Annotated in this window: 21 protein-coding genes; 8 read left to right on the top strand and 13 right to left on the bottom strand. The window is 44.5% G+C overall.

Annotated features, from left to right (window positions below; genetic code table 11):
• Nucleotides 1–2 precede the first annotated feature (2 nt).
• On the bottom strand, nt 3–1,172 hold the full coding sequence (locus M9196_RS12600) for an O-succinylhomoserine (thiol)-lyase (RefSeq protein ID WP_250617881.1): 1,170 nt from the start codon (nt 1,170–1,172) through the stop codon (nt 3–5).
• A gap of 249 nt (nt 1,173–1,421) precedes the next feature.
• On the opposite strand from M9196_RS12600, the gene metJ reads away from it, so the two are divergent.
• Complete coding sequence (gene metJ, locus M9196_RS12595; protein WP_250617880.1) at nt 1,422–1,742, top strand: met regulon transcriptional regulator MetJ; 321 nt, start codon at nt 1,422–1,424, stop codon at nt 1,740–1,742.
• Nucleotides 1,743–1,910: 168 nt separating this feature from the next.
• Here metJ and M9196_RS12590 read toward each other — a convergent pair whose 3' ends face one another.
• Complete coding sequence (locus M9196_RS12590) at nt 1,911–3,173, bottom strand: malic enzyme-like NAD(P)-binding protein (protein ID WP_250617879.1); 1,263 nt, start codon at nt 3,171–3,173, stop codon at nt 1,911–1,913.
• A 355-nt stretch (nt 3,174–3,528) separates the two neighbouring features.
• Complete coding sequence (gene rpmE, locus M9196_RS12585) at nt 3,529–3,744, bottom strand: 50S ribosomal protein L31 (RefSeq protein WP_102469698.1); 216 nt, start codon at nt 3,742–3,744, stop codon at nt 3,529–3,531.
• 281 nt (nt 3,745–4,025) lie between these two features.
• Between rpmE and priA the strand changes: the two genes are divergently transcribed.
• From priA to hslU, 5 genes are all read left to right on the top strand, one after another.
• The gene (gene priA / locus M9196_RS12580) at nt 4,026–6,227 is read left to right on the top strand and encodes a primosomal protein N' (protein ID WP_250617878.1); all 2,202 of its coding nucleotides are present in this window, start codon (nt 4,026–4,028) and stop codon (nt 6,225–6,227) included.
• Between the two features lie 365 nt (nt 6,228–6,592).
• Nucleotides 6,593–7,600 carry a DNA-binding transcriptional regulator CytR gene (cytR, locus tag M9196_RS12575; protein ID WP_250617877.1) on the top strand — a complete coding sequence of 336 codons (1,008 nt, stop codon included), beginning with the start codon at nt 6,593–6,595 and terminating at the stop codon, nt 7,598–7,600.
• 83 nt (nt 7,601–7,683) lie between these two features.
• Nucleotides 7,684–8,235 carry an SPOR domain-containing protein gene (locus M9196_RS12570; protein WP_250617876.1) on the top strand — a complete coding sequence of 184 codons (552 nt, stop codon included), beginning with the start codon at nt 7,684–7,686 and terminating at the stop codon, nt 8,233–8,235.
• 361 nt (nt 8,236–8,596) lie between these two features.
• Nucleotides 8,597–9,130, top strand: a complete 534-nt coding sequence (hslV, locus tag M9196_RS12565; RefSeq protein ID WP_250617875.1) for an ATP-dependent protease subunit HslV — start codon at nt 8,597–8,599, stop codon at nt 9,128–9,130.
• A 45-nt stretch (nt 9,131–9,175) separates the two neighbouring features.
• Nucleotides 9,176–10,510 carry an HslU--HslV peptidase ATPase subunit gene (gene hslU / locus M9196_RS12560; protein WP_250617874.1) on the top strand — a complete coding sequence of 445 codons (1,335 nt, stop codon included), beginning with the start codon at nt 9,176–9,178 and terminating at the stop codon, nt 10,508–10,510.
• 211 nt (nt 10,511–10,721) lie between these two features.
• On the opposite strand, the gene M9196_RS12555 is transcribed toward hslU, so the two are convergent.
• The gene (locus M9196_RS12555) at nt 10,722–11,009 is read right to left on the bottom strand and encodes a GIY-YIG nuclease family protein (RefSeq protein ID WP_250617873.1); all 288 of its coding nucleotides are present in this window, start codon (nt 11,007–11,009) and stop codon (nt 10,722–10,724) included.
• Nucleotides 11,010–11,206: 197 nt separating this feature from the next.
• Here M9196_RS12555 and M9196_RS12550 point away from each other — a divergent pair, with 197 nt between their 5' ends.
• A complete protein-coding gene (locus M9196_RS12550; protein ID WP_250617872.1) occupies nt 11,207–12,136 on the top strand; it encodes a 1,4-dihydroxy-2-naphthoate polyprenyltransferase in 930 nt (309 codons plus the stop codon).
• Between the two features lie 79 nt (nt 12,137–12,215).
• Nucleotides 12,216–12,722: a ribonuclease E activity regulator RraA gene (gene rraA / locus M9196_RS12545; protein WP_250617871.1), complete on the top strand. Its 507-nt coding sequence runs from the start codon at nt 12,216–12,218 to the stop codon at nt 12,720–12,722.
• 147 nt (nt 12,723–12,869) lie between these two features.
• Here rraA and M9196_RS12540 read toward each other — a convergent pair whose 3' ends face one another.
• From M9196_RS12540 to rfbG, 9 genes are read right to left on the bottom strand one after another with little or no spacing between them, the layout of a single operon-like run.
• On the bottom strand, nt 12,870–14,036 hold the full coding sequence (locus M9196_RS12540) for a nucleotide sugar dehydrogenase (protein WP_250617870.1): 1,167 nt from the start codon (nt 14,034–14,036) through the stop codon (nt 12,870–12,872).
• Between the two features lie 47 nt (nt 14,037–14,083).
• A complete protein-coding gene (locus M9196_RS12535; RefSeq protein ID WP_319946347.1) occupies nt 14,084–15,985 on the bottom strand; it encodes a polysaccharide biosynthesis protein in 1,902 nt (633 codons plus the stop codon).
• Nucleotides 15,986–16,024: 39 nt separating this feature from the next.
• Nucleotides 16,025–16,576: a sugar transferase gene (locus M9196_RS12530; protein ID WP_250617869.1), complete on the bottom strand. Its 552-nt coding sequence runs from the start codon at nt 16,574–16,576 to the stop codon at nt 16,025–16,027.
• Nucleotides 16,577–16,607: 31 nt separating this feature from the next.
• Entirely contained in the window at nt 16,608–17,540 is a 933-nt protein-coding gene (locus M9196_RS12525; RefSeq protein ID WP_319946346.1) for a UDP-glucose 4-epimerase family protein, read from the bottom strand.
• An 8-nt stretch (nt 17,541–17,548) separates the two neighbouring features.
• The gene (locus tag M9196_RS12520) at nt 17,549–18,679 is read right to left on the bottom strand and encodes a glycosyltransferase family 4 protein (protein ID WP_250617868.1); all 1,131 of its coding nucleotides are present in this window, start codon (nt 18,677–18,679) and stop codon (nt 17,549–17,551) included.
• A gap of 33 nt (nt 18,680–18,712) precedes the next feature.
• On the bottom strand, nt 18,713–19,519 hold the full coding sequence (locus M9196_RS12515; protein WP_250617867.1) for a glycosyltransferase family 2 protein: 807 nt from the start codon (nt 19,517–19,519) through the stop codon (nt 18,713–18,715).
• The gene (locus M9196_RS12510; protein ID WP_250617866.1) at nt 19,509–20,429 is read right to left on the bottom strand and encodes an NAD-dependent epimerase/dehydratase family protein; all 921 of its coding nucleotides are present in this window, start codon (nt 20,427–20,429) and stop codon (nt 19,509–19,511) included. The genes M9196_RS12515 and M9196_RS12510 overlap by 11 nt, the downstream gene beginning before the upstream one ends.
• The gene (locus tag M9196_RS12505; RefSeq protein ID WP_250617865.1) at nt 20,426–20,863 is read right to left on the bottom strand and encodes a dTDP-4-dehydrorhamnose 3,5-epimerase family protein; all 438 of its coding nucleotides are present in this window, start codon (nt 20,861–20,863) and stop codon (nt 20,426–20,428) included. Before M9196_RS12505 ends, M9196_RS12510 begins: the two co-directional genes overlap by 4 nt.
• Nucleotides 20,864–21,964 carry a CDP-glucose 4,6-dehydratase gene (gene rfbG, locus M9196_RS12500; RefSeq protein WP_250617864.1) on the bottom strand — a complete coding sequence of 367 codons (1,101 nt, stop codon included), beginning with the start codon at nt 21,962–21,964 and terminating at the stop codon, nt 20,864–20,866.
• Nucleotides 21,965–21,966: the final 2 nt, after the last annotated feature.

Below are 21,966 nucleotides of genomic sequence, written 5' to 3'. Positions count from 1 at the left end.
CTTTACCCTTCAAACGTTCTTGCTTTATCAAAAGCTTGTTGTAAGTCTTCAATTAGATCTTGCGCATCTTCTAAGCCGACAGACAAGCGTAATAATTGTTGTGACACACCTGCTTCTGCAAGCGCCTCTTCACCCATTGCACGATGCGTCATAGAAGCTGGGTGGCAAATCAAACTTTCCACGCCGCCTAATGACTCAGCAAGAGAGAAGAGCCCAAGTTGGCCAACAAAGTATTTTAGCTGCTCAAAGCTACCGGCAAACTCAAAGCTCAGCATGGAGCCAAAACCCGATTGCTGCTTTTTAGCAATCTCATGGCCTGGGTGCTCTGGTAGGCTTGGGTGATAAATAACGTTGACCAAAGCTTCATTTTGCAGGAACTCGAGAATCACTTGTGAACTCTCTTCATGAACACGCATACGCGCGCCCAACGTACGAATACCACGCAGCGTCATATAACTATCAAACGGTGTGCCCGTGGCACCAATGCAGTTACCCCACCATGCCAACTCTTCAGCATGCGCTTCGGTTTTAGTAATCACCACACCACCAATCACATCTGAGTGACCATTGATGTATTTGGTGGTTGAATGAATAACAAAGTCTGCACCCAACTCTAAAGGCTTTTGGTATACCGGTGTCAAAAAGGTGTTATCAACGGCCACCAGCGCGCCAACTTGTTTGGCTTTTTCACAAACTCGAGCAATATCCACTACACGAACTAGCGGGTTAGAAGGGGTCTCAAGTAAAATAAGCTTGGGCTTTTTAGCTATCGCGGCATCTAATGCTGCTTCATCACCTTGGTCGACAAATTGAACCTTGAAATCGCCTTTTTGAGCGCGAGTATTAAATAAGCGATAAGAACCGCCATAGCAGTCATGTGGCGCAACAATAAGATCGTCTGGTCCAAGGAATGCCGATGCCCATAAATTCAGTGCGGATGTCCCACAGTTGGTCACCACCGCCCCTTTGCCTGACTCCAATTCAAATAACGCTTGCTCGAGCAAGCCTCGGTTGGGGTTACCAGAACGGGTATAATCGTACTTAGGCACGTCGCCGAAAGCGGGAAAGCCATAATTGGTAGAAAGGTAAATAGGGGGTACGACAGCGTGGTGCTGAGTATCTGACTCGATACCCGTTCGTACCGCGATGGTCGCTGGCTTCCGATTGCTCATAGAAACATCCTTTATTAACGCGCGCAAGGTGAAGACTAAATAGGGTTTTAATCATGCTTGAACCAACAGGGAAAAGCATCAATCTTTGAAAAAATTAACAGTCCGTTAAACTAAGCTCCACTTTACTGTCCATTTTGTGAGACGTCAACACTTCTAGACGTCTATATGTCTTTGCTTATGGCAGTAAATGCCGCTAAAATTGCACCTTTCTTATTAAACAAATTTACGATCAATAAACGAAGGTGTGCAATGGCAGATTGGAATGGCGAATACATTAGCCCTTACGCGGAGCACGGCAAGAAAAGTGAGCAGGTTAAGAAGATCACGGTATCCATTCCGTTAAAAGTGCTAAAGATACTGACGGATGAAAGAACTCGCCGCCAAATCAATAATCTACGCCACGCTACCAATAGCGAATTATTATGCGAAGCGTTTCTGCATGCCTATACCGGTCAGCCGCTTCCGACTGATGAAGACCTGAGAAAAGACCGCCCAGATGATATCCCTACGGAAGTAAAAGCGATGATGACGGCGATGGGAATTGAGTTCGAAGCGTTTGATGAAGAATAAAATCTAGAAACTGGGTCCTAGGTCCTAGGTCCTAGGTCCTGGGAAAAATAAAAAAACGTTGCCCTCTCGAGCAACGTTTTTTTTGAAGTAAATTCCAGGAACTAGGCACCTTTTATTCTAAAAGCCCTAATATCCCCAAAACCCTACTATCTCCAAGGCCTCGCCGACCTACTCTGCCATATAATTTTCAGGCATTTCAATTCTTGCCACGCCGGACTCCACTGCCGCGACCGCGACCGCTCTTGCTACTCGCGGTAACAAACGTGGATCCATTGGTTTTGGAATGATGTAATCTTTGCTAAATGACAACGCCGAGACGCCAGCGGCATCTAATACTTCTTGTGGCACCGGCTCTTTAGCGATTTGGCGAATCGCTTCCACAGCGGCAAGTTTCATCGCATCATTAATTTCGCTGGCTCGTACATCAAGTGCGCCACGGAAAATGAACGGGAAACACAACACGTTATTGACTTGGTTCGGGTAGTCCGAACGACCAGTCCCCATAATGAGATCATCGCGAACTTCATGGGCCAGTTCTGGCTTAATTTCAGGATCAGGGTTTGAACATGCAAAGACAACTGGCTTTTCTGCCATGAGTGTCAATGCTTCTGCGGGCAGTAGATCGGGACCGGATACACCTAGGAAAAGATCGGCACCTTCAATCACATCTTCAAGAGTACGCTTATCGGTGTTATTAGCGAACATCTGTTTATATTCGTTTAAACCTTCACGGCGCGTGTGAATCACACCTTTACGATCCAGCATGTAGATCTTTTCACGCATCGCACCACATTTGATCAACAGCTCCATACACGCAGTAGCGGCCGCGCCCGCACCCAAACATACGATCGTGGCTTCATTCAACTCTTTGCCTTGCAGTTCAATCGCATTCAGCATACCAGCCGCAGTAACAATCGCGGTTCCATGTTGATCGTCATGGAAAACAGGCACGTCACAACGCTCAATCAAGCGACGCTCAATTTCAAAACAATCAGGGGCTTTAATGTCTTCTAGGTTGATACCACCAAAGGTGTCAGAAATATTCGCAACCGTATCAACAAACTCATCGATTGTGCGATGCTTCACTTCAATATCAATAGAATCTAGCCCAGCAAAACGCTTAAAGAGTAACGCCTTACCTTCCATCACAGGTTTCGAAGCCAGTGGTCCTAAATTACCCAATCCTAAAATCGCAGTACCATTTGAGATCACGGCGACCATATTGCCTTTCGCCGTGTATTTATACACGTTCTCTGCGTTTTGCGCGATTTCTCGCACCGGCTCAGCAACGCCAGGGCTGTAAGCGAGCGCAAGGTCTTTGGCAGAGTCTGCGGGCGTAGTCAAAGCGATTTCAATTTTCCCAGGGGTTGGGTAGGCATGATAATCCAGAGCTTGTTGACGGAATTCATCGATTTGGTGGTCATCGGACATGGTATGTGATCCTGCTGTTTCAAATATGAAAGACTGAGTGTGATGGTTTATTGTTTTAGTATACCCCGCTTTAGAAGCGTATTTCGCTCGCCTAAAAGGGGGACAAGCGCGCGCATGTTATGTTCAGTGCGTCGCAACTTTGGCCAATCATACTACGCTAGTTGTCAGCAGTTTTGAACGGATACATCGGTATTTATAGTAGTGGTCAGTCAAGCTATAACAGCACGCTATACATTAAAGGGGGATTTTGGAGTCAAAGTTTTGGAAACAAGGAAGGAAGAAAACAGCAAAGAGAAATAACAAAAACAAAAAAGGACGCCGAGGCGCCCTTTTCATATCTACGAAAGTAAAATAATTACTTGCTAGATAGTGCGCCGAAACGCTTGTTGAAGCGATCAACACGACCACCAGTATCAACGATACGTTGCTTACCAGTGTAGAATGGGTGACATTTGTCACATACGTCTAGGTGAATTGAATCTTTCGCTAGAGTAGAGTTGAACTCAAATGTATTGCCGCAAGAACAAGTTGCTGTTACAGCTTTGTATTCTGGGTGGATACCAGCTTTCATGGGGAAACCTCAAATTTAGGCCGTGTCGCTATCCGAATCTTTGCCGGACACCACACGTAGTGAAAAAAATACCTGTGTTACCGCTTTGTACACTCAAAGGTGCAAATAAGCCATACCATCAAGGCGCAGTATAGTAATGAATAGTCGAGATTGAATCAACTAAAATTGCCACTTTTTTCGCCACCTTTAGGTGGGTTCATTCAGTTTATTCAATTAACTGTTTATCGAATCCAACATAGCTAGGTAGAATAGTCCTCTATTTTATCAATACCGACCTTACTATGCGCCCAAACGTTGCTCGTGTTGCACTGCCCGTGCCACTAGATAAACAGTTCGACTACATTGTGCCAACTCACCTCTTTCCTGTGGTGGGCGGACGCGTATCTGTGCCATTTGGACGTCAAACGTTAGTCGGTATTGTGACTCAATTCAGTCACCAGTCGGACTTTCCCATTGATCAACTCAAGCCGATAAAGGCCGCACTTGATAGCCGCCCAATTTGGTCACAATCATTATACGACCTCATCACTTGGTGTAGCCTTTATTATCAACACCCTCTAGGCGATACCCTGCACAACGCCCTACCTGCTGCGCTGAGAAAAGGCAAACCCGCAGAGTTTGCAACGACTGTCGAATGGCAATTAACAGAAGCAGGCAAAAATCAGTTAATGCATGGCTTTGGTCGCGCGGTAAAACAAGCCAAAGCGATGCATTTTCTAGAAAATGGCCCCTGTTCGCATCAAGCACTATTGGATAATGACATTGGCAGCACAGTCCTCAAAACCCTAGATGAGAAGGGCTGGGTTTGCTCCCATGAAAAACAGGCGCCAACGCTCAAGTGGCCAAGCGACTTGACCAACACTCCGCCCGATCTTCGACTCAATGAAGAACAAGCCATTGCGATTGCCTCGGTAAACAGTCAAACCGAATTTGGTTGCTACTTACTAGAAGGCGTAACCGGTTCAGGTAAAACGGAAGTCTACCTGAACATGATCAAACCTGTACTTGAACGCGGACAACAAGCGCTCGTGCTCGTGCCTGAAATTGGATTAACGCCACAAACAATAAACCGCTTTCGTAAGCGTTTTAATGTGCCTGTTGAAGTCATCCATTCAGGACTTAATGACAGCGAGCGCTTAAACGCTTGGCTCAGCGCAAGAGATAAAGTTGCAGGTATCGTCATCGGTACACGCTCTGCATTGCTCACGCCTTTTGCTGATCTTGGTATCATTATCGTTGATGAAGAGCATGATACCTCTTATAAACAGCAAGACAGCTTACGCTACCACGCCCGTGACGTGGCGGTGATGCGTGCTAACAAAGCACAGATCCCCATTATTCTGGGCTCTGCAACCCCATCATTGGAAACCTTGCAAAACGCACTCAGTGGCAAATACCATCACTTAGTCTTGAGTCAACGAGCAGGACTTGCCGTCCCTACCACCAATAAAGTGATCGATGTAAAAGGTCAGTATTTAGAGAGCGGCCTTTCTGCACCGTTAATTGCACAATTGCGCCGCCATTTAGACGCGGGCAATCAAGTGATGCTCTTTCTCAACAGACGAGGATTTAGCCCAGCCTTAATGTGTCACGAATGCGGCTGGATAGCCGAGTGCAAACGCTGTGATGCCTATTACACTTATCATCAGGCTAGCAATGAAATTCGTTGTCATCATTGCGGCTCCCAACACCCGGTCATCCATCAATGCCAAGGGTGCGGTTCACATCAACTGGTTACAGTCGGTGTAGGCACTGAACAATTGGAATCTCAACTCGGCGAGCTGTTTCCTGAATATAAAACCATTCGAATTGACAGAGACAGCACGCGACGAAAAGGCAGCCTTGAAGCGGCGTTAGACGCGATAAAGAAAAATGAGTACCAAATTCTCATTGGTACTCAAATGCTGGCCAAAGGGCACCACTTTCCCAATGTTACACTCGTCGCTTTACTTGACGTGGATGGGTCACTCTATAGCAGCGACTTTCGTGCTTCGGAGCGCTTAGCACAGCTATTTATCCAAGTTGCTGGGCGAGCCGGGCGAGCCAGCAAACCAGGTGAGGTGTTGCTGCAAACCCACCACCCCGACCATCCTTTATTGCAGTCCTTACTCAATAAAGACTATCGACACTTTGCCGACACAGTACTGCAAGAACGAAAACAGGCGCAACTGCCTCCATTTAGCTTCCTGACACTGATTCGTTGTGAAGCCAATAATCCCGCCGATGTGGAGACGTTTTTACGCCAGGTTCGCTACTCCCTTGAAGCGCACCCACTGTTTGATAATAGCTGCCTAGTACTGGGCCCAACCCCAGCCCCTATCGCCAAGCGAGCAGGTAAGTCGCGCTGGCAACTGATTTTGCAAGTTCCGTCGCGGAGCGTAATGCAAAAAATCATCTCCAGTGCGAAACCGGTGATCACGCAGCTCCCTCTGGCGAAAAAAGTTCGTTGGTCAATGGATATCGAACCGCAGGATCTTAGTTAGGTCACCGCAAACGTTTACTTTTCAGCATTAGTACCAAATTTATCTGTGACTCACTTCACAACTATGATGCAATTTCTGTTAAATGGACCGTAACTTTTTGTTTGGAAATGAATAAATGTCATTAATGCGTCATGATATTCAATACCTGTTTATTCACTTTGTTTAACCTAGCTATCCTACTTAAGTTGACGACTAAATATTAAGTTAACAAACTAAATATTGACTAAAAACTCAGTAAGATTGCATAACGAAAAATATAACTTGTACAACAAAGAGATGGCGCATATCGCCACAAGAATACACTGCGAACCAAACTGTGACACAGGTAATTCAATTAAATTAGGACAACAAGAGGATAGTATTGTATGGCGACAATGAAGGATGTTGCCCAGCTTGCCGGGGTTTCTACCGCCACCGTTTCACGTGCTTTAATGAACCCTGAAAAGGTTTCATCAAGCACAAGAAAGAGAGTGGAAGAGGCGGTATTAGAAGCTGGATATTCACCAAACTCCCTAGCTCGAAACCTGCGTCGTAATGAGTCGAAAACCATCGTCACCATTGTCCCTGACATCTGCGATCCGTATTTTTCAGAGATCATACGTGGCATTGAAGATGCAGCCGTTGAGCATGGTTATTTAGTGCTATTGGGTGACAGTGGGCAATCGCAAAAGCGCGAAAACTCCTTTGTTAATTTGGTGTTCACCAAGCAAGCTGATGGCATGCTATTACTCGGTACGGATCTGCCGTTTGACATTAGTAAGCCAGAGCAAAAAAACCTCCCTCCAATTGTAATGGCGTGCGAATTCTCGCCTGAACTGGAATTGCCAACCGTTCATATTGATAACCTAACCTCTGCTTTTGAAGCAGTGAATTACCTGTCTCAGCTGGGTCACAAGCGTATTGCGCAAATATCCGGACCCGATACTGCATTTTTGTGTCGCTTCCGACAGCAAGGTTACCAGCAAGCGCTGCGTCGCGCGGGGGTACCCATGAACCCTTCTTACACCGTTAAAGGGGACTTTACCTTTGAAGCGGGCGCGAAGTCCGTTCGCACATTGTTAGCGCTTGCCGAGCCACCAACGGCAATTTTCTGTCACAACGACATTATGGCTATTGGCGCGATGCAAGAAGCCAAAAAGCTTGGCTTACGTGTTCCACAAGATTTATCCTTTGTCGGCTTTGATGATATTCAATTCGCCCAATACTGCGATCCACCGCTTACGACCATTTCACAGCCTAGGTATGAAATTGGCCGTCAAGCCATGTATACCATGCTTGAAGTATTACAAGGTGTTGACGTTAGAGCGGGCTCTCGCCTACTGGATACCGAACTTGTGATACGTGACAGTGCGGCTCCTCCAAGAATCATCTAACCAACCATTTGCTGACTTGCAAGTTGACCTCGTGGTATTTACCATGAGGTCAGTTATTTACTTCAACATTAGAAGTGTCATCAGTGGCAAACCGAGATTACGTTAGACGAGGCAAAGGTGCGAATACTGGCCGTCGTCCTACAAAAAAGAAACCAACAGGTAAGAAACCATGGCGGAGCGGACTGCTTGCCATCGTTTTGACGTGCGGATTTGGCTACGGCTTATATTTACTAAACCAAGATCCAGAGCCAGAAAAGCCGACACCACCTGCGAAAACAGTCAGCAAGCCTAAACCAAAACCGGCCAAACCTATACCACCGCCTCCAGAAGAGAAGTGGGACTACGTTGACTCCCTGCCAAAGCGCGAAGTGGAAGTGAAAGCGAAAGAGCAAGTCGTCTCTGCTATCCCTTACATCATGCAGTGCGGCGCGTACAAAACCATGGCGCAAGCTGACGCTCGTAAACTGGATATCGCCTTCCAAGGTCTCTCTAGCAATATTAGAAAGAAAGAGAACAGCAGTTGGTACCGCGTTGTCCTTGGGCCATACAAGCTCAAACGCGATGCCGAGCGAGATAAGCACAAATTACAACGCGCTAAGATAGAACCATGCGCGATTTGGAAAGAAACGCAATAGTTCTATGGTTCTATGGTTCTATGGTTCTATGGTTCTATGGTTCTATGGTTCTATGGTTCTATGGTTCTATGGTTCTAGCAAATCACGCTACGGTTTGAACTGCAAACCGTGATGAGCTAAAAATCTAATCAAGAGCATTACTCCAGCCCTCTCTGGAGTAATGTCATAAACAGAACTATCGCTCCTAAAGAAAAAGTCCGCCGTTACACACGGTGAGTCACATAGAAAAAAGGGCCACAGGTCCATAGAACCATAGAACCGCTTTTCCAATAACCCCACCTCTTCCCTTGAAATTCTTTTCGCTCGTCCGCATATCCATTTCATACTGGAAATAAAATCTATAATTTATGAGGCATACACCGTGACTACTATTGTATCTGTACGTCGAAATAACAAAGTTGTAATTGCTGGAGATGGGCAAGTGTCCCTTGGCAATACCGTAATGAAAGGCAATGCCCGTAAAGTTCGCCGCCTCTACAATGACAAAGTGCTTGCTGGCTTTGCTGGAAGCACTGCGGATGCCTTCACGCTATTTGAGCGCTTTGAAAGCAAGCTGCAAATGCACCAAGGTCATCTCACTAAGGCCGCGGTAGAACTCGCGAAAGATTGGCGCAGCGATCGCGCCTTACGTAAGTTAGAAGCATTATTAGCGGTCGCGGATGAAACAGCCTCGCTTATCATCACCGGTAACGGCGATGTAGTTCAGCCAGAAAATGATCTTATCGCCATCGGATCAGGTGGTAACTTTGCTCAAGCTTCGGCCATGGCCCTGCTTGAAAACACCGATCTTGACGCACGCGAAATCGCGGAAAAGTCACTCAAAATAGCGGGTGACATTTGCGTATTCACTAATCACAACCACACTATTGAAGAACTAGAAAGCGGCGACAAATAACGCCATAAAAACAAGAATAGTGTCCAAAATTTGTAAGGAATAATAATGTCTGAAATGACCCCCCGTGAAATTGTTCACGAACTTAACCGCCATATTATTGGTCAAGATAATGCGAAGCGTTCAGTCGCCATTGCACTGCGTAATCGCTGGCGTCGTATGCAACTTGAAGAAAGTCTGCGCGTTGAAGTTTCACCAAAAAACATTCTGATGATCGGTCCTACCGGTGTCGGTAAAACCGAAATTGCTCGCCGTCTTGCAAAATTAGCCAACGCGCCTTTTATCAAAGTAGAAGCAACGAAATTCACAGAAGTGGGTTACGTGGGCAAAGAAGTCGAAACCATCATTCGTGATCTGACCGATGTGGCCATTAAAATGACCCATCAGCAGGCAATGGAAAAGGTGACGTTCCGCGCTGAAGAGCAAGCCGAAGAGCGTATTCTTGACGCCCTACTGCCACCAGCACGCGATGCTTGGGGTCAGAATGAACAACAAGACAACACGGCTTCCAATACTCGCCAAACGTTCCGTAAGAAACTTCGCGAAGGTAAGCTCGACGACAAAGAAATAGAAATAGATATCGCTGCATCACAAATGGGCGTGGAAATCATGGCACCTCCTGGTATGGAAGAAATGACCAACCAGCTACAGAGCATGTTCCAAAACCTAGGTGGCGACACCACGAAAAAGCGTAAGCTAAAAATCAAAGATGCCTTTAAAGCCCTAACTGAAGAAGAAGCTGCAAAGCTAGTGAACCAAGAAGAGCTGAAAGAACAATCCATCTACAACGTTGAAAACAACGGTATTGTCTTCATCGATGAGATCGACAAAATCTGTAAGCGCGGCGAAGCTTCCGGTCCTGACGTATCACGTGAAGGGGTACAACGTGATCTGCTTCCATTGATCGAAGGCAGTACCGTGTCAACAAAACACGGCATGGTGAAAACGGACCACATCCTTTTCATTACCTCGGGAGCCTTCCAAGTGGCTAAGCCATCAGACCTGATCCCTGAGCTACAAGGCCGATTGCCAATTCGAGTTGAGCTTGAAGCACTAAGCAGCAACGACTTTAAGCGTATCCTTACCGAGCCAAAAGCATCGTTAACAGAGCAATACACTGCGCTAATGAAGACGGAAAACGTCGACGTCTCTTTCACCGAAGACGGCATCCAACAAATTGCCGACGCGGCATGGAAGGTCAATGAAACAACAGAAAACATTGGTGCTCGTCGACTGCATACGGTCATGGAGCGCTTGATGGATGAGATTTCATTCGATGCGACAGAAAAATCTGGCGTAAACTTAGTCATTGACTCTGCCTACGTCACCTCACGCCTTGGTGAATTTGTTGATGATGAAGATTTGAGTCGATTCATTCTTTAGACAATAGCGAAACACGGCAATAACTACGGTAGTGCCTGCAACTACCGTAGTTATTGCAACTAGCGTAGTTATTGCACCTAGCGTAATTATTGCAAATACCGTTGCCCTAACCATTACTAAAACCCAACCACTACCGTCATCCCCTTGAAGAAAGCAATCTCCTACCGCAAGTGACTCACCCCAAACGATAGGGTTGTGTGCAGAGGCTCCATCACCACAAATCTTGACTCAAGTCCCTCCAGTAGGGGTTATGACTCGTAACAAGTTGATTCTTCCAGGCTTGCTCCCAGTGTTCTAATTGCTTCTCTCTAGAAAGAGCTTCCTCCATGCTCTCAAAGCGCTCGTAATGAACTAGCTGATTCACGTTGTACTTTTTAACAAAACCACCTGTAACACCATTTTTATGTTTCCACATTCTTTGCTGTAGATCGGATGTTACACCGATATAAATGACACTGCGTGCTTTTGACGTTGTGATATATACGCACGGTTCTTTCATTATTTGTCTTCCCTTACGTCGCTGATAGTGCTTAATCAACACCATGCTAACCCTATTCACGCCATAAAATTCCAATGCAGTTCACGCCACAATCAAAACCATACTATCTTCATACTAAAACCTCATTTTTTATATGCACTTATGACACAGCGTTTTTTCCCCTATACTAAGCCAAACTGTTAATTGATAAGCCGACCATGAATCACTCCATCCGTATCTGGCTTGATGCCGCCAGACCAAAAACTTTACCGCTTGCACTCGTCTCGATTATTACAGGAAGTGCACTCGCATTTTCAACAGAGGGAATGTCTTGGAGTGTCGCCTTACTCGCGCTCGTCACCGCCACCTTGTTACAAATATTGTCGAACTTAGCCAACGACTATGGCGACGCCGTTAAAGGGACAGACAACGAAAACCGCTTAGGCCCGATGCGCGCGATTCAATCTGGCGAAGTGACGCAGCAAGAGATGAAAAAAGCCATCCTCTTTAATATTGTGCTCACGGTATTCGCCGGTCTTGGGCTCATCTTTCACGCCTTAGATTCACTGCAAAACATTCTCGCCTTTATCGCTCTTGGCGTACTGGCCATCATTGCTGCCATTGCTTATACGGTGGGCAATAAGCCCTACGGGTATGTCGGCCTTGGAGACATCTCTGTTTTCATCTTTTTTGGCTTACTTGGCGTTTCTGGTACTTATTTTCTGCACACCGGCCACATCGACTCATTACTAGCGCTGCCAGCCATTGGTTGTGGATTGCTCGCGGTCGCAGTGTTAAATGTCAATAATATGCGCGATATAGACAATGATAACGCTTGTGGGAAGCGCACCGTTGCTGTTCGTTTGGGTGCGCAACGAGCCAAGTGCTACCATACCTTACTGCTCAGCTGCGCCCTCATTGCCTTTGCTTGGTACTTAGTCGCTCAGTCCATCACACATTCTGCCCCGCTTTGGGTGATTCTGCCCTTTGCGCTGAGCGCTATCGTTGTCGGACGTCATGCTAGTGCCGTATGGCGCGCAACTGAGCCCGCTCAGATTGCCCCTATGATGCCCGTCGTCGTAAAGTGCTCACTGGTCACTAATATCTTGTTTTCTGGAATTGTTATAGCTCAAACTCTGATGACTTAATTGCGCCTTGTCATTGCATTGACTTAGTCAGCCGATATACTCGAAACATACCCTTTGCTAACTGAACAGAAGAATCGCCATGGAATACAGTACTTCAGCACTATGTGATATCTACCTAGACCAAGTCGACGTGGTCGAACCTATGTTCAGCAATTTTGGCGGTCGTGCCTCCTTTGCTGGTCAAGTAACGTCGGTAAAATGTTTTGAGGATAACGGCGTGATCCGCGACATCCTAGAGCAAGATGGCGTAGGTCGAATCCTATTAATCGATGGCGGTGGTTCACTGCGTAAAGCACTCATTGATGCAGAAATTGCAGCGCTGGCGGAAGATAACGAGTGGGAAGGCATCATCGTCTATGGCTGCGTCCGTGAAGTCGATGAACTTGAAGAGATGAACCTTGGCATGCAAGCATTGGCTTCTATCCCTGTAGGTGCGGCGCAGAGCGAAATTGGCGAGGTTGACGTACCAGTCAACTTTGGTGGGGTAACCTTCCTACCAGAAGATTATGTGTACGCAGATAATACAGGCATCATCTTGTCTCAAGAGCCGCTTGATGTGAATTTAGAGATAGACGAAAAGACGTAGAAGAGTAAATCGCAAAGCGCGGTATCCGCTTTAACAAACCCTGTGCCAACACAGAGATGGCAAAAATTGAATCAAAAAAAACGAGAGCCTATCGCTCTCGTTTTTTGTATCAGAAGCCACTAGCCACTAGCCACTAGCCACTAGCCACTAATCGTTACCAAATAAATCTCGGGTGTAAACCTTTTCAGCCACATCCTCAAGCTCTGGTAGCATACGGTTAGAGATGATGACATCAGCCTCTTGCTTAAACGCAGCCACGTCACGAATCACGCGTGAATGGAAGAAATGCTCTTCTTCTAATACTGGCTCGTAAACAATCACTTCAATCCCTTTGGCTTTCAAGCGCTTCATGATGCCTTGAATACTCGACGCGCGGAAATTATCCGAGCCCGACTTCATGATCAAACGATAAACGCCCACTACTTTAGGGTTGCGCTTCATAATCGATTCAGCGACAAAGTCTTTTCGGGTACGGTTAGCGTCTACGATCGCACCAATAATGTTGTTTGGCACTTCTTGGTAGTTTGCTAGCAACTGCTTGGTGTCTTTTGGCAGGCAATAACCGCCATAGCCAAATGAAGGGTTGCAGTAATGCCCGCCAATGCGAGGGTCTAACGCTACCCCTTCAATGATTTGACGAGTATCTAGGCCTGCTGCTTCTGCATAAGAATCCAACTCATTAAAGTAAGCCACACGCATCGCAAGATAAGTGTTAGAGAATAATTTTACCGCTTCCGCTTCGGTTGAATCAGTAAACAGCACATCAATGTTCTCTTTTTGAGCGCCTTCAACCAACAGTTCAGCAAAAATTTTTGCGCGCTCGCTGCGCTCACCAATGATGATACGAGAAGGATTCAAGTTATCAAACAACGCACTGCCTTCACGCAAAAACTCTGGCGAGAAAATAATATTCTCTGACCCCAACTCTTCACGTACACGCACCGTGTAACCAACTGGAACCGTAGACTTAATCACGATAACTGCGCTCGGGTTCACCGCAAGCACATCTTTAATCACCGCTTCTACGGAACCGGTATTAAAGTAGTTAGTTTGCGGATCGTAATCGGTTGGCGTCGCGACAATGACATAATCGGCATTAGAGTAAGCCAATGTTTTATCCAACGTCGCGGTAAAATTCAGGTCACCACGTTTGAGAAACGCTTCAATCTCAGTATCGACAATCGGAGACTGACCGTTACATAACAGCGCCACTTTTTCTTCATTAATATCGACCGCCACTACCTCATGATTTTGAGATAGGAGCATCGCATTTGATAGGCCTACGTAGCCTGTTCCTGCAACAGCAATTTTCATAGTTTCATCTTACACATTGGTTTGGACTACATTCAATCCAGTTATAGTTAATTCGCTTGATTCGCTTGATTCCAAACTAAATCACCAATGCCATCTGTTGGTACAAACCCAGTCGGAGCTTCCAACATCAAGCGTCTTAATGCTTCTTGGTCAAAATTGTCGGCGGCTTGCTGGATTTCGTCAAGTAACGCTTTGTATTGCTGAGCATCCATCGAGATTTCATGCGCCATCATAATACGGTCATGGCTCGTCTTGGCGACATTATCGCCAATTAATAGCTCTTCAAACAGTTTTTCTCCAGGTCTCAAACCTGAATAAATCAGCTCAATATCACCATCCGGATTTTGCTCGTCTTTGACTTCCAGACCAGATAAGTGAATCAGATTTTTGGCAAGGTCAGAAATTCGAACTGGCTCGCCCATATCAAGCACAAATACATCGCCACCCGTTCCCATCGCCCCAGCCTGAATTACTAACTGTGCCGCTTCTGGGATCGTCATAAAATATCGAATAATATCCTTATGTGTCACCGTAACCGGCCCGCCCCCTGCTATTTGAGACTTAAATAATGGGATAACAGAACCAGATGAACCAAGCACATTACCAAAACGCACCATTGAAAAAATCGTATGATGTGAACTTTGATATTCTTTTGCCAATGACTGAAGGCCTAACTCAGCTAAGCGCTTAGTCGTCCCCATAACGTTAGTCGGACGAACCGCTTTGTCTGTAGAAATCAATACGAAAGAGTCCACGCCTGCTTCTATCGCAGCTAACGCTGTTCGATAAGTGCCAAGAATATTATTCTGCATCCCTTCAGCAACATTATATTCTACCAAAGGAACATGCTTATAGGCTGCCGCATGATAAACCGTTTTAACTTGATACGCGGACATGGCGCGAACCAATCTAGCTTGATCTTGTACGTTGCCGAGAATCGGCACAATATCAATGTGTGGTGCTAACACACGTAGTTCACGATCGATACGATATAAAGAGTACTCTGACAACTCAAATAAAACCAAAGCCGTAGGTTGATGCTTGATGATCTGACGGCAAAGCTCTGAGCCAATTGAACCACCAGCACCCGTCACCATCACCACTTTGGTTCTATTGTTTTTTTCCAAGAGATCTTGATTTGGTATAACAGGATCTCGTCCAAGTAAATCTTCAATCGCCACTTCTTTAAGCTGGTCAATTTGATATTCACCATTAACGATATCCGTAAGGTTAGGAATGGTCATCACTTCTACTGGATACTGGGATACGCTTTCAATAACACGTTTACGTTCATTTTTTGAAGCTGCTGGCATTGCCAATAGTACTTTTTCGACTTTTTCTTTTCTAATAAGCTTACTTAAATACTTTTTCCGAAATACTGTGACGCCTTGGATAGTGGTCTTGTGTATTTTTCGGTCATCATCGATAAAGGCGACAACGCGATACTCTTCGCCCTGTGAAATCAAATTATACAGCTGCCTTCCAGCACTTCCTGCTCCGTAGATAAGAACAGGTGTTCGTCCTCTAACAATCAAATCAGAAACCAACATTCGAACCAGTAATCGAGCTCCGCCACTTAATAACACTAAAAAAGTCACATAAATAATAGGCACAGAACGAGGCAAAAAAGCCTGAAAATAATGGGAAAAAAGGACAATTGACAGCGATGAAATGATGGCACCAAATGCAATGGTAATGACAGCGTGTAAACTCAAGTATCGCAAAACCGCGCGATACAAACCTGTATTAATAAACGTTAGCACCGTCACACCAGACACGGCAGCTAAGACAAACCAATAGTCTACATCAAACCAAAACTCATCGAGATAGCCCATACGGGCATAGAATGCACCCCAAAAGGAGAGGGAAATAAACAATAAATCAAAGGCAACACTCACGGCTCTTTTTAATGGCCTTGGCATCGCCCATATTGGGTTAAGAGAAAGCACTGAGGCTCCTTACTATAAGTGTATAACCAAAAGTATGGTCTACTTAGAAACGCGGTCGCCCATGCCTTTACCTGTTGCCGTTGCCAATATATAACGGAAATAATGGGATAACGTTAAAGTATCAATCATTTTTTTATCCGTTTTAGCTAGCAATTCTGGCGTCGACATATCAATGTTGCTCACTTGCGCCAATCCAGTCACACCCGGTAATACTCCATAAACACCCAAAGCATCTCGTGCTAAGATGAGTTCTTCTTGATTGAACAAATTTGGACGTGGGCCGACTAAACTCATCTCACCTTTCACGACATTGATTAGCTGAGGCAGTTCATCAATTTTGGTTTTACGCAAAAATGCACCTAGCTTAGTAATCGAGCTACGGCTTGCTAAGTGACTCGCAACAGATTCTGTTTCCATCGACATCGTACGAAATTTAATAAGATTAAAGGGCCTTTTGTTTCTACCTACACGTTCTTGGATAAAAATTGGCGATCCTGTATCAAAGAAACCAACTATCGTAACAATCACCAAGATTGGCCATAAAAATACCAACCCAAAAAACGCGATTAAAAAATCTAAAAGACGTAACATCACTTTCTCGCAAAAATTGTGTGCGTAATCATTAAAGGCTCTTACTCATTAGAGCAAGGCTTTGCTCCATCGAAAAAGGAGGCGTCCAGTCTAACATACGTTCATTTTTATGAATATCAACTTGTAACGAGCCTGCAAGCCGCTCAATTATCGCTGACTTTCCTGTTAATTTCCCTACTAATTTAAATAAACTCATTGGCACTGGAAGCATCAAAACCTTACGGCCTTGAGCACTCGCAAGTAGCTCAATCAGTGTACGAGTCGATACGTCTTGCCCATCGGAGACTAAGAAAACTTGGTTAGCTGCATTAGGGTGCTCAAGACAGACTTCAATAAGGCTCAATAAATTGTATATAGACACTAAACTACGACGATTTTCGGTCACACAACCAAAAGGTAACGGCCAGCCTTTCCCTGCGATCTTATATAGCGAAGCAAAGTTAGCCTTCACTCCAGGTCCATAAACTAAGGGAGGACGAATGATCACAATCTCCATGCCAGTTTGGTCTCCCAGCTCTAAAAGCTGTGTTTCCGCTTCTGATTTTGATAATCCGTAATCATCTTGTGGTGCTCGAGCACCATCAGCAGTAAAAGCCTCTGACGTGGTGGCTTCACCGCTCACTTTTATCGAACTAATGAAAATAAAACGTTTTACACCCTGAGAAGCGGCTTGTTGAGCAAGCTCAAGCGTGCCAACGGTATTAATCTTTCGGTATTCATCCAATGGGTTACTGGAATTGTCTTGCATGACATGAGCGCGTGCGGCGCTATGAACAACAACATCAACGTTAGCAAGTTCCAATTTTTCCGTTTCAATATCTTGCAGCTGTCCTTTTACATATTTCCCTTGCCAATCGATTGGGCGCTGACGACCAAAGCAGGTTACCTCATGCTTAAGGCTAAATGCAGAAAGAATATGGTGACCAACAAAGCCACTTGAACCAGTAAGAAAAACTTTCATCATATTCGCTATTAGTCTCTAGGTTCTTCGTAAATGACATCAAATGATGCAAGTACACTGTTATAATCAAATTTCGCCTGGGCCATGATACGACTACGTTTCCCATACAGGCTTCTTAACGCGCGGTCTTCAGCTAGTTGCTGGATAGCATCAGCAAGCGCACGGGAATCTTTGACAGGCACGAGTAAACCATTTGGTTCTCCACTGTCAATCAACTGCCGACATCCTGGTGTATCACTGGTGATGATCGCTAAGCCACATGATGCAGCCTCAATGAGCGATTTTGGCAGTCCCTCTCGGTAAGATGGCAAACAAGCGATATCTGCAGCTTGATAGATATTTTTTATATCTGTTCGATGCCCAAGAAATTCAATTAAACCAGCGTCATGCGCAGCAATAAGCTCAGACTCCTTAAGTGAGGAAATATTTTCATCGTCAACACCACCCACCATACGTAGCAGTACATCAACTTGACGCTCTTTCAATAATCGAGCTGCTTCAATAAACTCTCGAGCCCCTTTATCTTTGAGCATTCTAGCTAAAAAGACGACAACGGGTTTCTCATTTTTAGCATCAGCAGGAACAAAGTATTGGGTGTCAATACCGGCCCCGTTAACCAGTGCTGCACGCGATTCAGGTACAATGTCATCATTAACAAATAGAGCGCGATCATCATCATTCTCAAATACGACAGTAGCTTGACGCTGTGAAAGAACAAACCGATAAATCGACTCAACGACACGCCATAATAGACGAGCTTTTGGGGTTTCAGCGAGAGACAGCGAACCAAGTCCAGTAATCGAAAATACAGATCGACGTGGTCGAATACTTTTAAAGATCTTCGTTATAAATCCGCTATACAGCACTGGCTTTATTGTGAACGCATGAAGAAATTCAGGCTTAATTTTCTTCAACAGCTTAAATAACGTCCATATAACTTTGAGCTCGTTAATTGGATTAGTACCGTCACGAGTCACACCATAGTTGTGATAATGAAAACCTAGCGCTTCATATTCTTCGCGCTTTTCTTCATCACCGGTAATGATGTGGACCGTATAGCCTTTCTCTAAATTGTGTTTTGCCAAGCGGATAAAGTGGGAATGGAAAAACCAAGAGACGTTCACAATATATACGACGTTCAAATTAAATTAACCTTCTCTGTATGATATTGATTATCACTTAATTCCTAGTAATCTCAATCGAGCAAATCTTAGAATATTTGAAAAAAGAGTAATGTAGATATATTTTTCCTTTTTCGACTCTATCAAAAATTGACTGGTCGCCATTAGTGACCTCAAAGCAAACGCTCTTTTCCCGGCATGTTGTCCTAAAGAATTTGCCATTACACGATATCTAACTAAAGAAGACCCGAGATGCATCAAATGACTCGCTTCTTTGTTCATTACCGTTAGCCAAAGCAGATAATCTTCACACGTATTCATTTCTTTGCTTTCGTTAAAGCGAGAGCTACCTAAAAGTTCTTTAGAAACAACAACAGATGAAGTCGTGATTGTATTTCGAAACAAAAGCGCCTTTAATCCGTAGGAACGATTCTTTTTGGGCTTCTGACGACTCGCCTTACTAAGGAATTCAGATTGCTCATCGATATAGCGAGAATTGGTGCAAATAAAGTTTGCGCCATGCTCAACATAACACGTCACTTGCTCTTCCAGTTTAGAAGACTCCCAAACATCATCCGCATCGACAAAAGCGATGAGCTCGCCATTTGCTTGTTCAATACCGTCATTACGTGGGGCAGCGGGGCCACCAGAGTTTATCTTTCTCTTGAGTACATTAAACTCAGGGAACTGACTACAGAACTCATTAACAATAGCAATACTGTTATCCGTTGATGCATTATCTACAACAATTACTTCATAATGAACATAAGTCTGGCTTGCTATCGAACTCAAAGTCTCACGGATATAACTTTCGGCGTTGTACATAGGTATAACAATACTGACGACAGGATTAGTACGCATTATTTGCTCTCAGCAGTGATAGGATACTTATAATTTCTTCATCAACTTTATCCTCAAATGAATAGTCAATGAAAGACATAAGCTTATCATTAGATACCGTCAAAGGCATTGGCCGTGTAGTGTCGGAATGGTTAACTTCGAGATCGATGTTATTTACTCCTAATTGACGGCGAACTCGACTTGCCAAATCGAGTACTGATAATGTAATGCCAGATGATAGGTTTAAAACTTCATTTCGGACAGCACTGTGGATTAACTTATCAACCACTCTAGTTACATCACCCATCCAAATGAAATCCCTACGCGCAAGCCCGTTACCTAGCAGCACAATTTTACTTGTTTGGAATGCTTGTCGACAAAGATCATTAAGGACCAGGTACCATTTATTAGTACCGATTATGCTCGGACACCCGTAACTATTTGTTAGCCTCAAAATCACATAATTAAGACCAGAAACTCTTTGGTGTTTCTCAATATATTTTTCAGCAAAGTAATGAGTAAGACCATAATCATTCGCAGGCCTTACCTCACTTTTTTCGTCCACGAAACCATCACTCGCACCATATACATGGAATGTACTGAAATAAATTAACTGCCCAACCCCGTGGCGGTTTAATGCTTGGCATAAATTATCCGTACCCAGAGCGTTGATTAACAAAGCATCCTTTGCATAGTTTTCCTTGAAGTGTTCGTTAAAGCTTGCAGTATGAATACAAACATCATAGTAACAATCAATCGCGTTACGAAGTAACTCTAAATCGGTAAGATCGGCTTTAATAAAGTTATAATTAGGATGTGTAATACTGAACGATTCATTTCTCGACAGCACGCTAACCTGGTGATCATCAAGAAAATGCTTGGTTAGCCAGCTGCCTAAATTTCCAAGGCCACCAGTGATGAGAATCTTCATTCACAACTCCAATCATATTCTATGCTATCAATCTGCTGGCTAATGCTTTCTTCAGGGGCGTGCTCAATACTCGCAATGTTAAGAAGTAAGTTAAGATCAGTGCCTACACCTTGAAATGCCAACCAAACACCTTGAGGTACCGTTAACCTACCGTAGTTATCTGGATTAAGGATAAAGTGACTAAATTGCCCATGAGTCCCGGAGTTAGGTCGGTCGTCATAAATGACAAATTTAATAGACCCAACCGGAACTATTAAATTAAGCACCATCTCACGATGCTTCTTCCACCCTTTAATTTCACCATTAGTGATACTACTAAAGTAAGCTTCCCCAAAAGAAGTAAAGCTCGGTTCGGAAACTTTAAGACCTCGAAGAATATCTCCTTTAGGGTGCTCAATTCGTAATAAGGGAGTATAAACGACACCATCAATCATCTACTTACTCCATGATAACGCTTGATCAGTCGCAGACTGCTGGTACTCATCAATTTGTTGTTCAGTGAACGCCATCATATCAGCAGTACCTTCATAGAACTTAAAATACCACTCACTAACAAATTTGATACACTGCTTATAGTTAAGATTTGCCTCCCAATGAAGGTGAAACAATGCCTTATCACAATTGAGCTTTAACAACCCCGCTTCATGAAAAGGAATGTTATCAGTGACTTGGTACGCTTTTTCTTGGCCATCAAAATTCCAGAATGCACTCAGATCAGAAAGCAAATCCACAACAGTATGATTTTGCTCTGATTTTGGACCAAAGTTGTACTGTTCTCCATGATGTTTAACATCATTATCTAGCGCCTGCCCTAAAGCCAAATAACCACTTAACGGTTCCAAAACATGTTGCCACGGACGGGTCGCATTAGGGCACCTGATCTCAACCAAGCGCTTTTCACTCCACGCTTTCATACAATCAGCGACGATCCGATCTGCTGCCCAATCACCACCACCGATCACATTACCGGCACGGCCAGTTGCTAACCGAACTTTGCTATCAGGGCTTGAGAAAAATGAGTTTTGATAAGCATGAAAGATGACTTCAGCGGCACCTTTCGAACCACTGTAAATATCTTTTCCACCAAGATGATCCGTTTCTTTATAACCCCAGACCCACTCAACATTTTCATAGCACTTATCACTCGTAATAATAACTGCGTTACAACGTTCGTTATATTGTCTAAGCACTTCGAGAACATTCGCTGTACCAACTACATTTGATGTAATTGTCTCTAGAGGATCGCTGTAAGAAAGAGAAACAATAGGCTGTGCCGCGAGATGGAAGACAAAATCAGGCTGAAACTCTATCAAGATAGATTTTAAAGTCTCCAGATCGCGGACATCCGCAATATGGTGCTCGATTTTTTGATCAAGTTTCAACTCCTGGAACATTGAAGGATCTGTTGGGATATCCTTGGACACTCCACAGACTTTAGCGCCTAACTTCAAAAGCCACGCAGTCAGCCAAGTACCTTTGAAACCAGTATGCCCTGTAACAAGGACTTTCTTATCTCTATAAATATCTGCAAACATTG

It is taken from the genome of Vibrio methylphosphonaticus (assembly GCF_023634655.1).
Classification (GTDB): Bacteria; Pseudomonadota; Gammaproteobacteria; order Enterobacterales; family Vibrionaceae; genus Vibrio; species Vibrio methylphosphonaticus.
Note: the sequence above shows the minus strand (reverse complement) of the source record. Positions and strands in the feature narration are given on the sequence as shown.

Excerpts from the sequence above, each read along its gene's own strand:
- rpmE (WP_102469698.1), bottom strand. The coding sequence starts at position 3,744 with ATGAAAGCTGGTATCCACCCAGAATACAAAGCTGTAACAGCAACTTGT.
- M9196_RS12600 (WP_250617881.1), bottom strand. The coding sequence starts at position 1,172 with ATGAGCAATCGGAAGCCAGCGACCATCGCGGTACGAACGGGTATCGAG.
- M9196_RS12540 (WP_250617870.1), bottom strand. The coding sequence starts at position 14,036 with ATGAAAATTGCTGTTGCAGGAACAGGCTACGTAGGCCTATCAAATGCG.
- M9196_RS12550 (WP_250617872.1), top strand. The coding sequence starts at position 11,207 with ATGAATCACTCCATCCGTATCTGGCTTGATGCCGCCAGACCAAAAACT.
- rfbG (WP_250617864.1), bottom strand. The coding sequence starts at position 21,964 with ATGTTTGCAGATATTTATAGAGATAAGAAAGTCCTTGTTACAGGGCAT.
- M9196_RS12525 (WP_319946346.1), bottom strand. The coding sequence starts at position 17,540 with ATGATGAAAGTTTTTCTTACTGGTTCAAGTGGCTTTGTTGGTCACCAT.
- hslU (WP_250617874.1), top strand. The coding sequence starts at position 9,176 with ATGTCTGAAATGACCCCCCGTGAAATTGTTCACGAACTTAACCGCCAT.
- rraA (WP_250617871.1), top strand. The coding sequence starts at position 12,216 with ATGGAATACAGTACTTCAGCACTATGTGATATCTACCTAGACCAAGTC.
- priA (WP_250617878.1), top strand. The coding sequence starts at position 4,026 with ATGCGCCCAAACGTTGCTCGTGTTGCACTGCCCGTGCCACTAGATAAA.
- metJ (WP_250617880.1), top strand. The coding sequence starts at position 1,422 with ATGGCAGATTGGAATGGCGAATACATTAGCCCTTACGCGGAGCACGGC.
- M9196_RS12555 (WP_250617873.1), bottom strand. The coding sequence starts at position 11,009 with ATGAAAGAACCGTGCGTATATATCACAACGTCAAAAGCACGCAGTGTC.
- cytR (WP_250617877.1), top strand. The coding sequence starts at position 6,593 with ATGGCGACAATGAAGGATGTTGCCCAGCTTGCCGGGGTTTCTACCGCC.
- M9196_RS12505 (WP_250617865.1), bottom strand. The coding sequence starts at position 20,863 with ATGATTGATGGTGTCGTTTATACTCCCTTATTACGAATTGAGCACCCT.
- M9196_RS12590 (WP_250617879.1), bottom strand. The coding sequence starts at position 3,173 with ATGTCCGATGACCACCAAATCGATGAATTCCGTCAACAAGCTCTGGAT.
- M9196_RS12515 (WP_250617867.1), bottom strand. The coding sequence starts at position 19,519 with ATGCGTACTAATCCTGTCGTCAGTATTGTTATACCTATGTACAACGCC.
- M9196_RS12510 (WP_250617866.1), bottom strand. The coding sequence starts at position 20,429 with ATGAAGATTCTCATCACTGGTGGCCTTGGAAATTTAGGCAGCTGGCTA.
- M9196_RS12530 (WP_250617869.1), bottom strand. The coding sequence starts at position 16,576 with ATGTTACGTCTTTTAGATTTTTTAATCGCGTTTTTTGGGTTGGTATTT.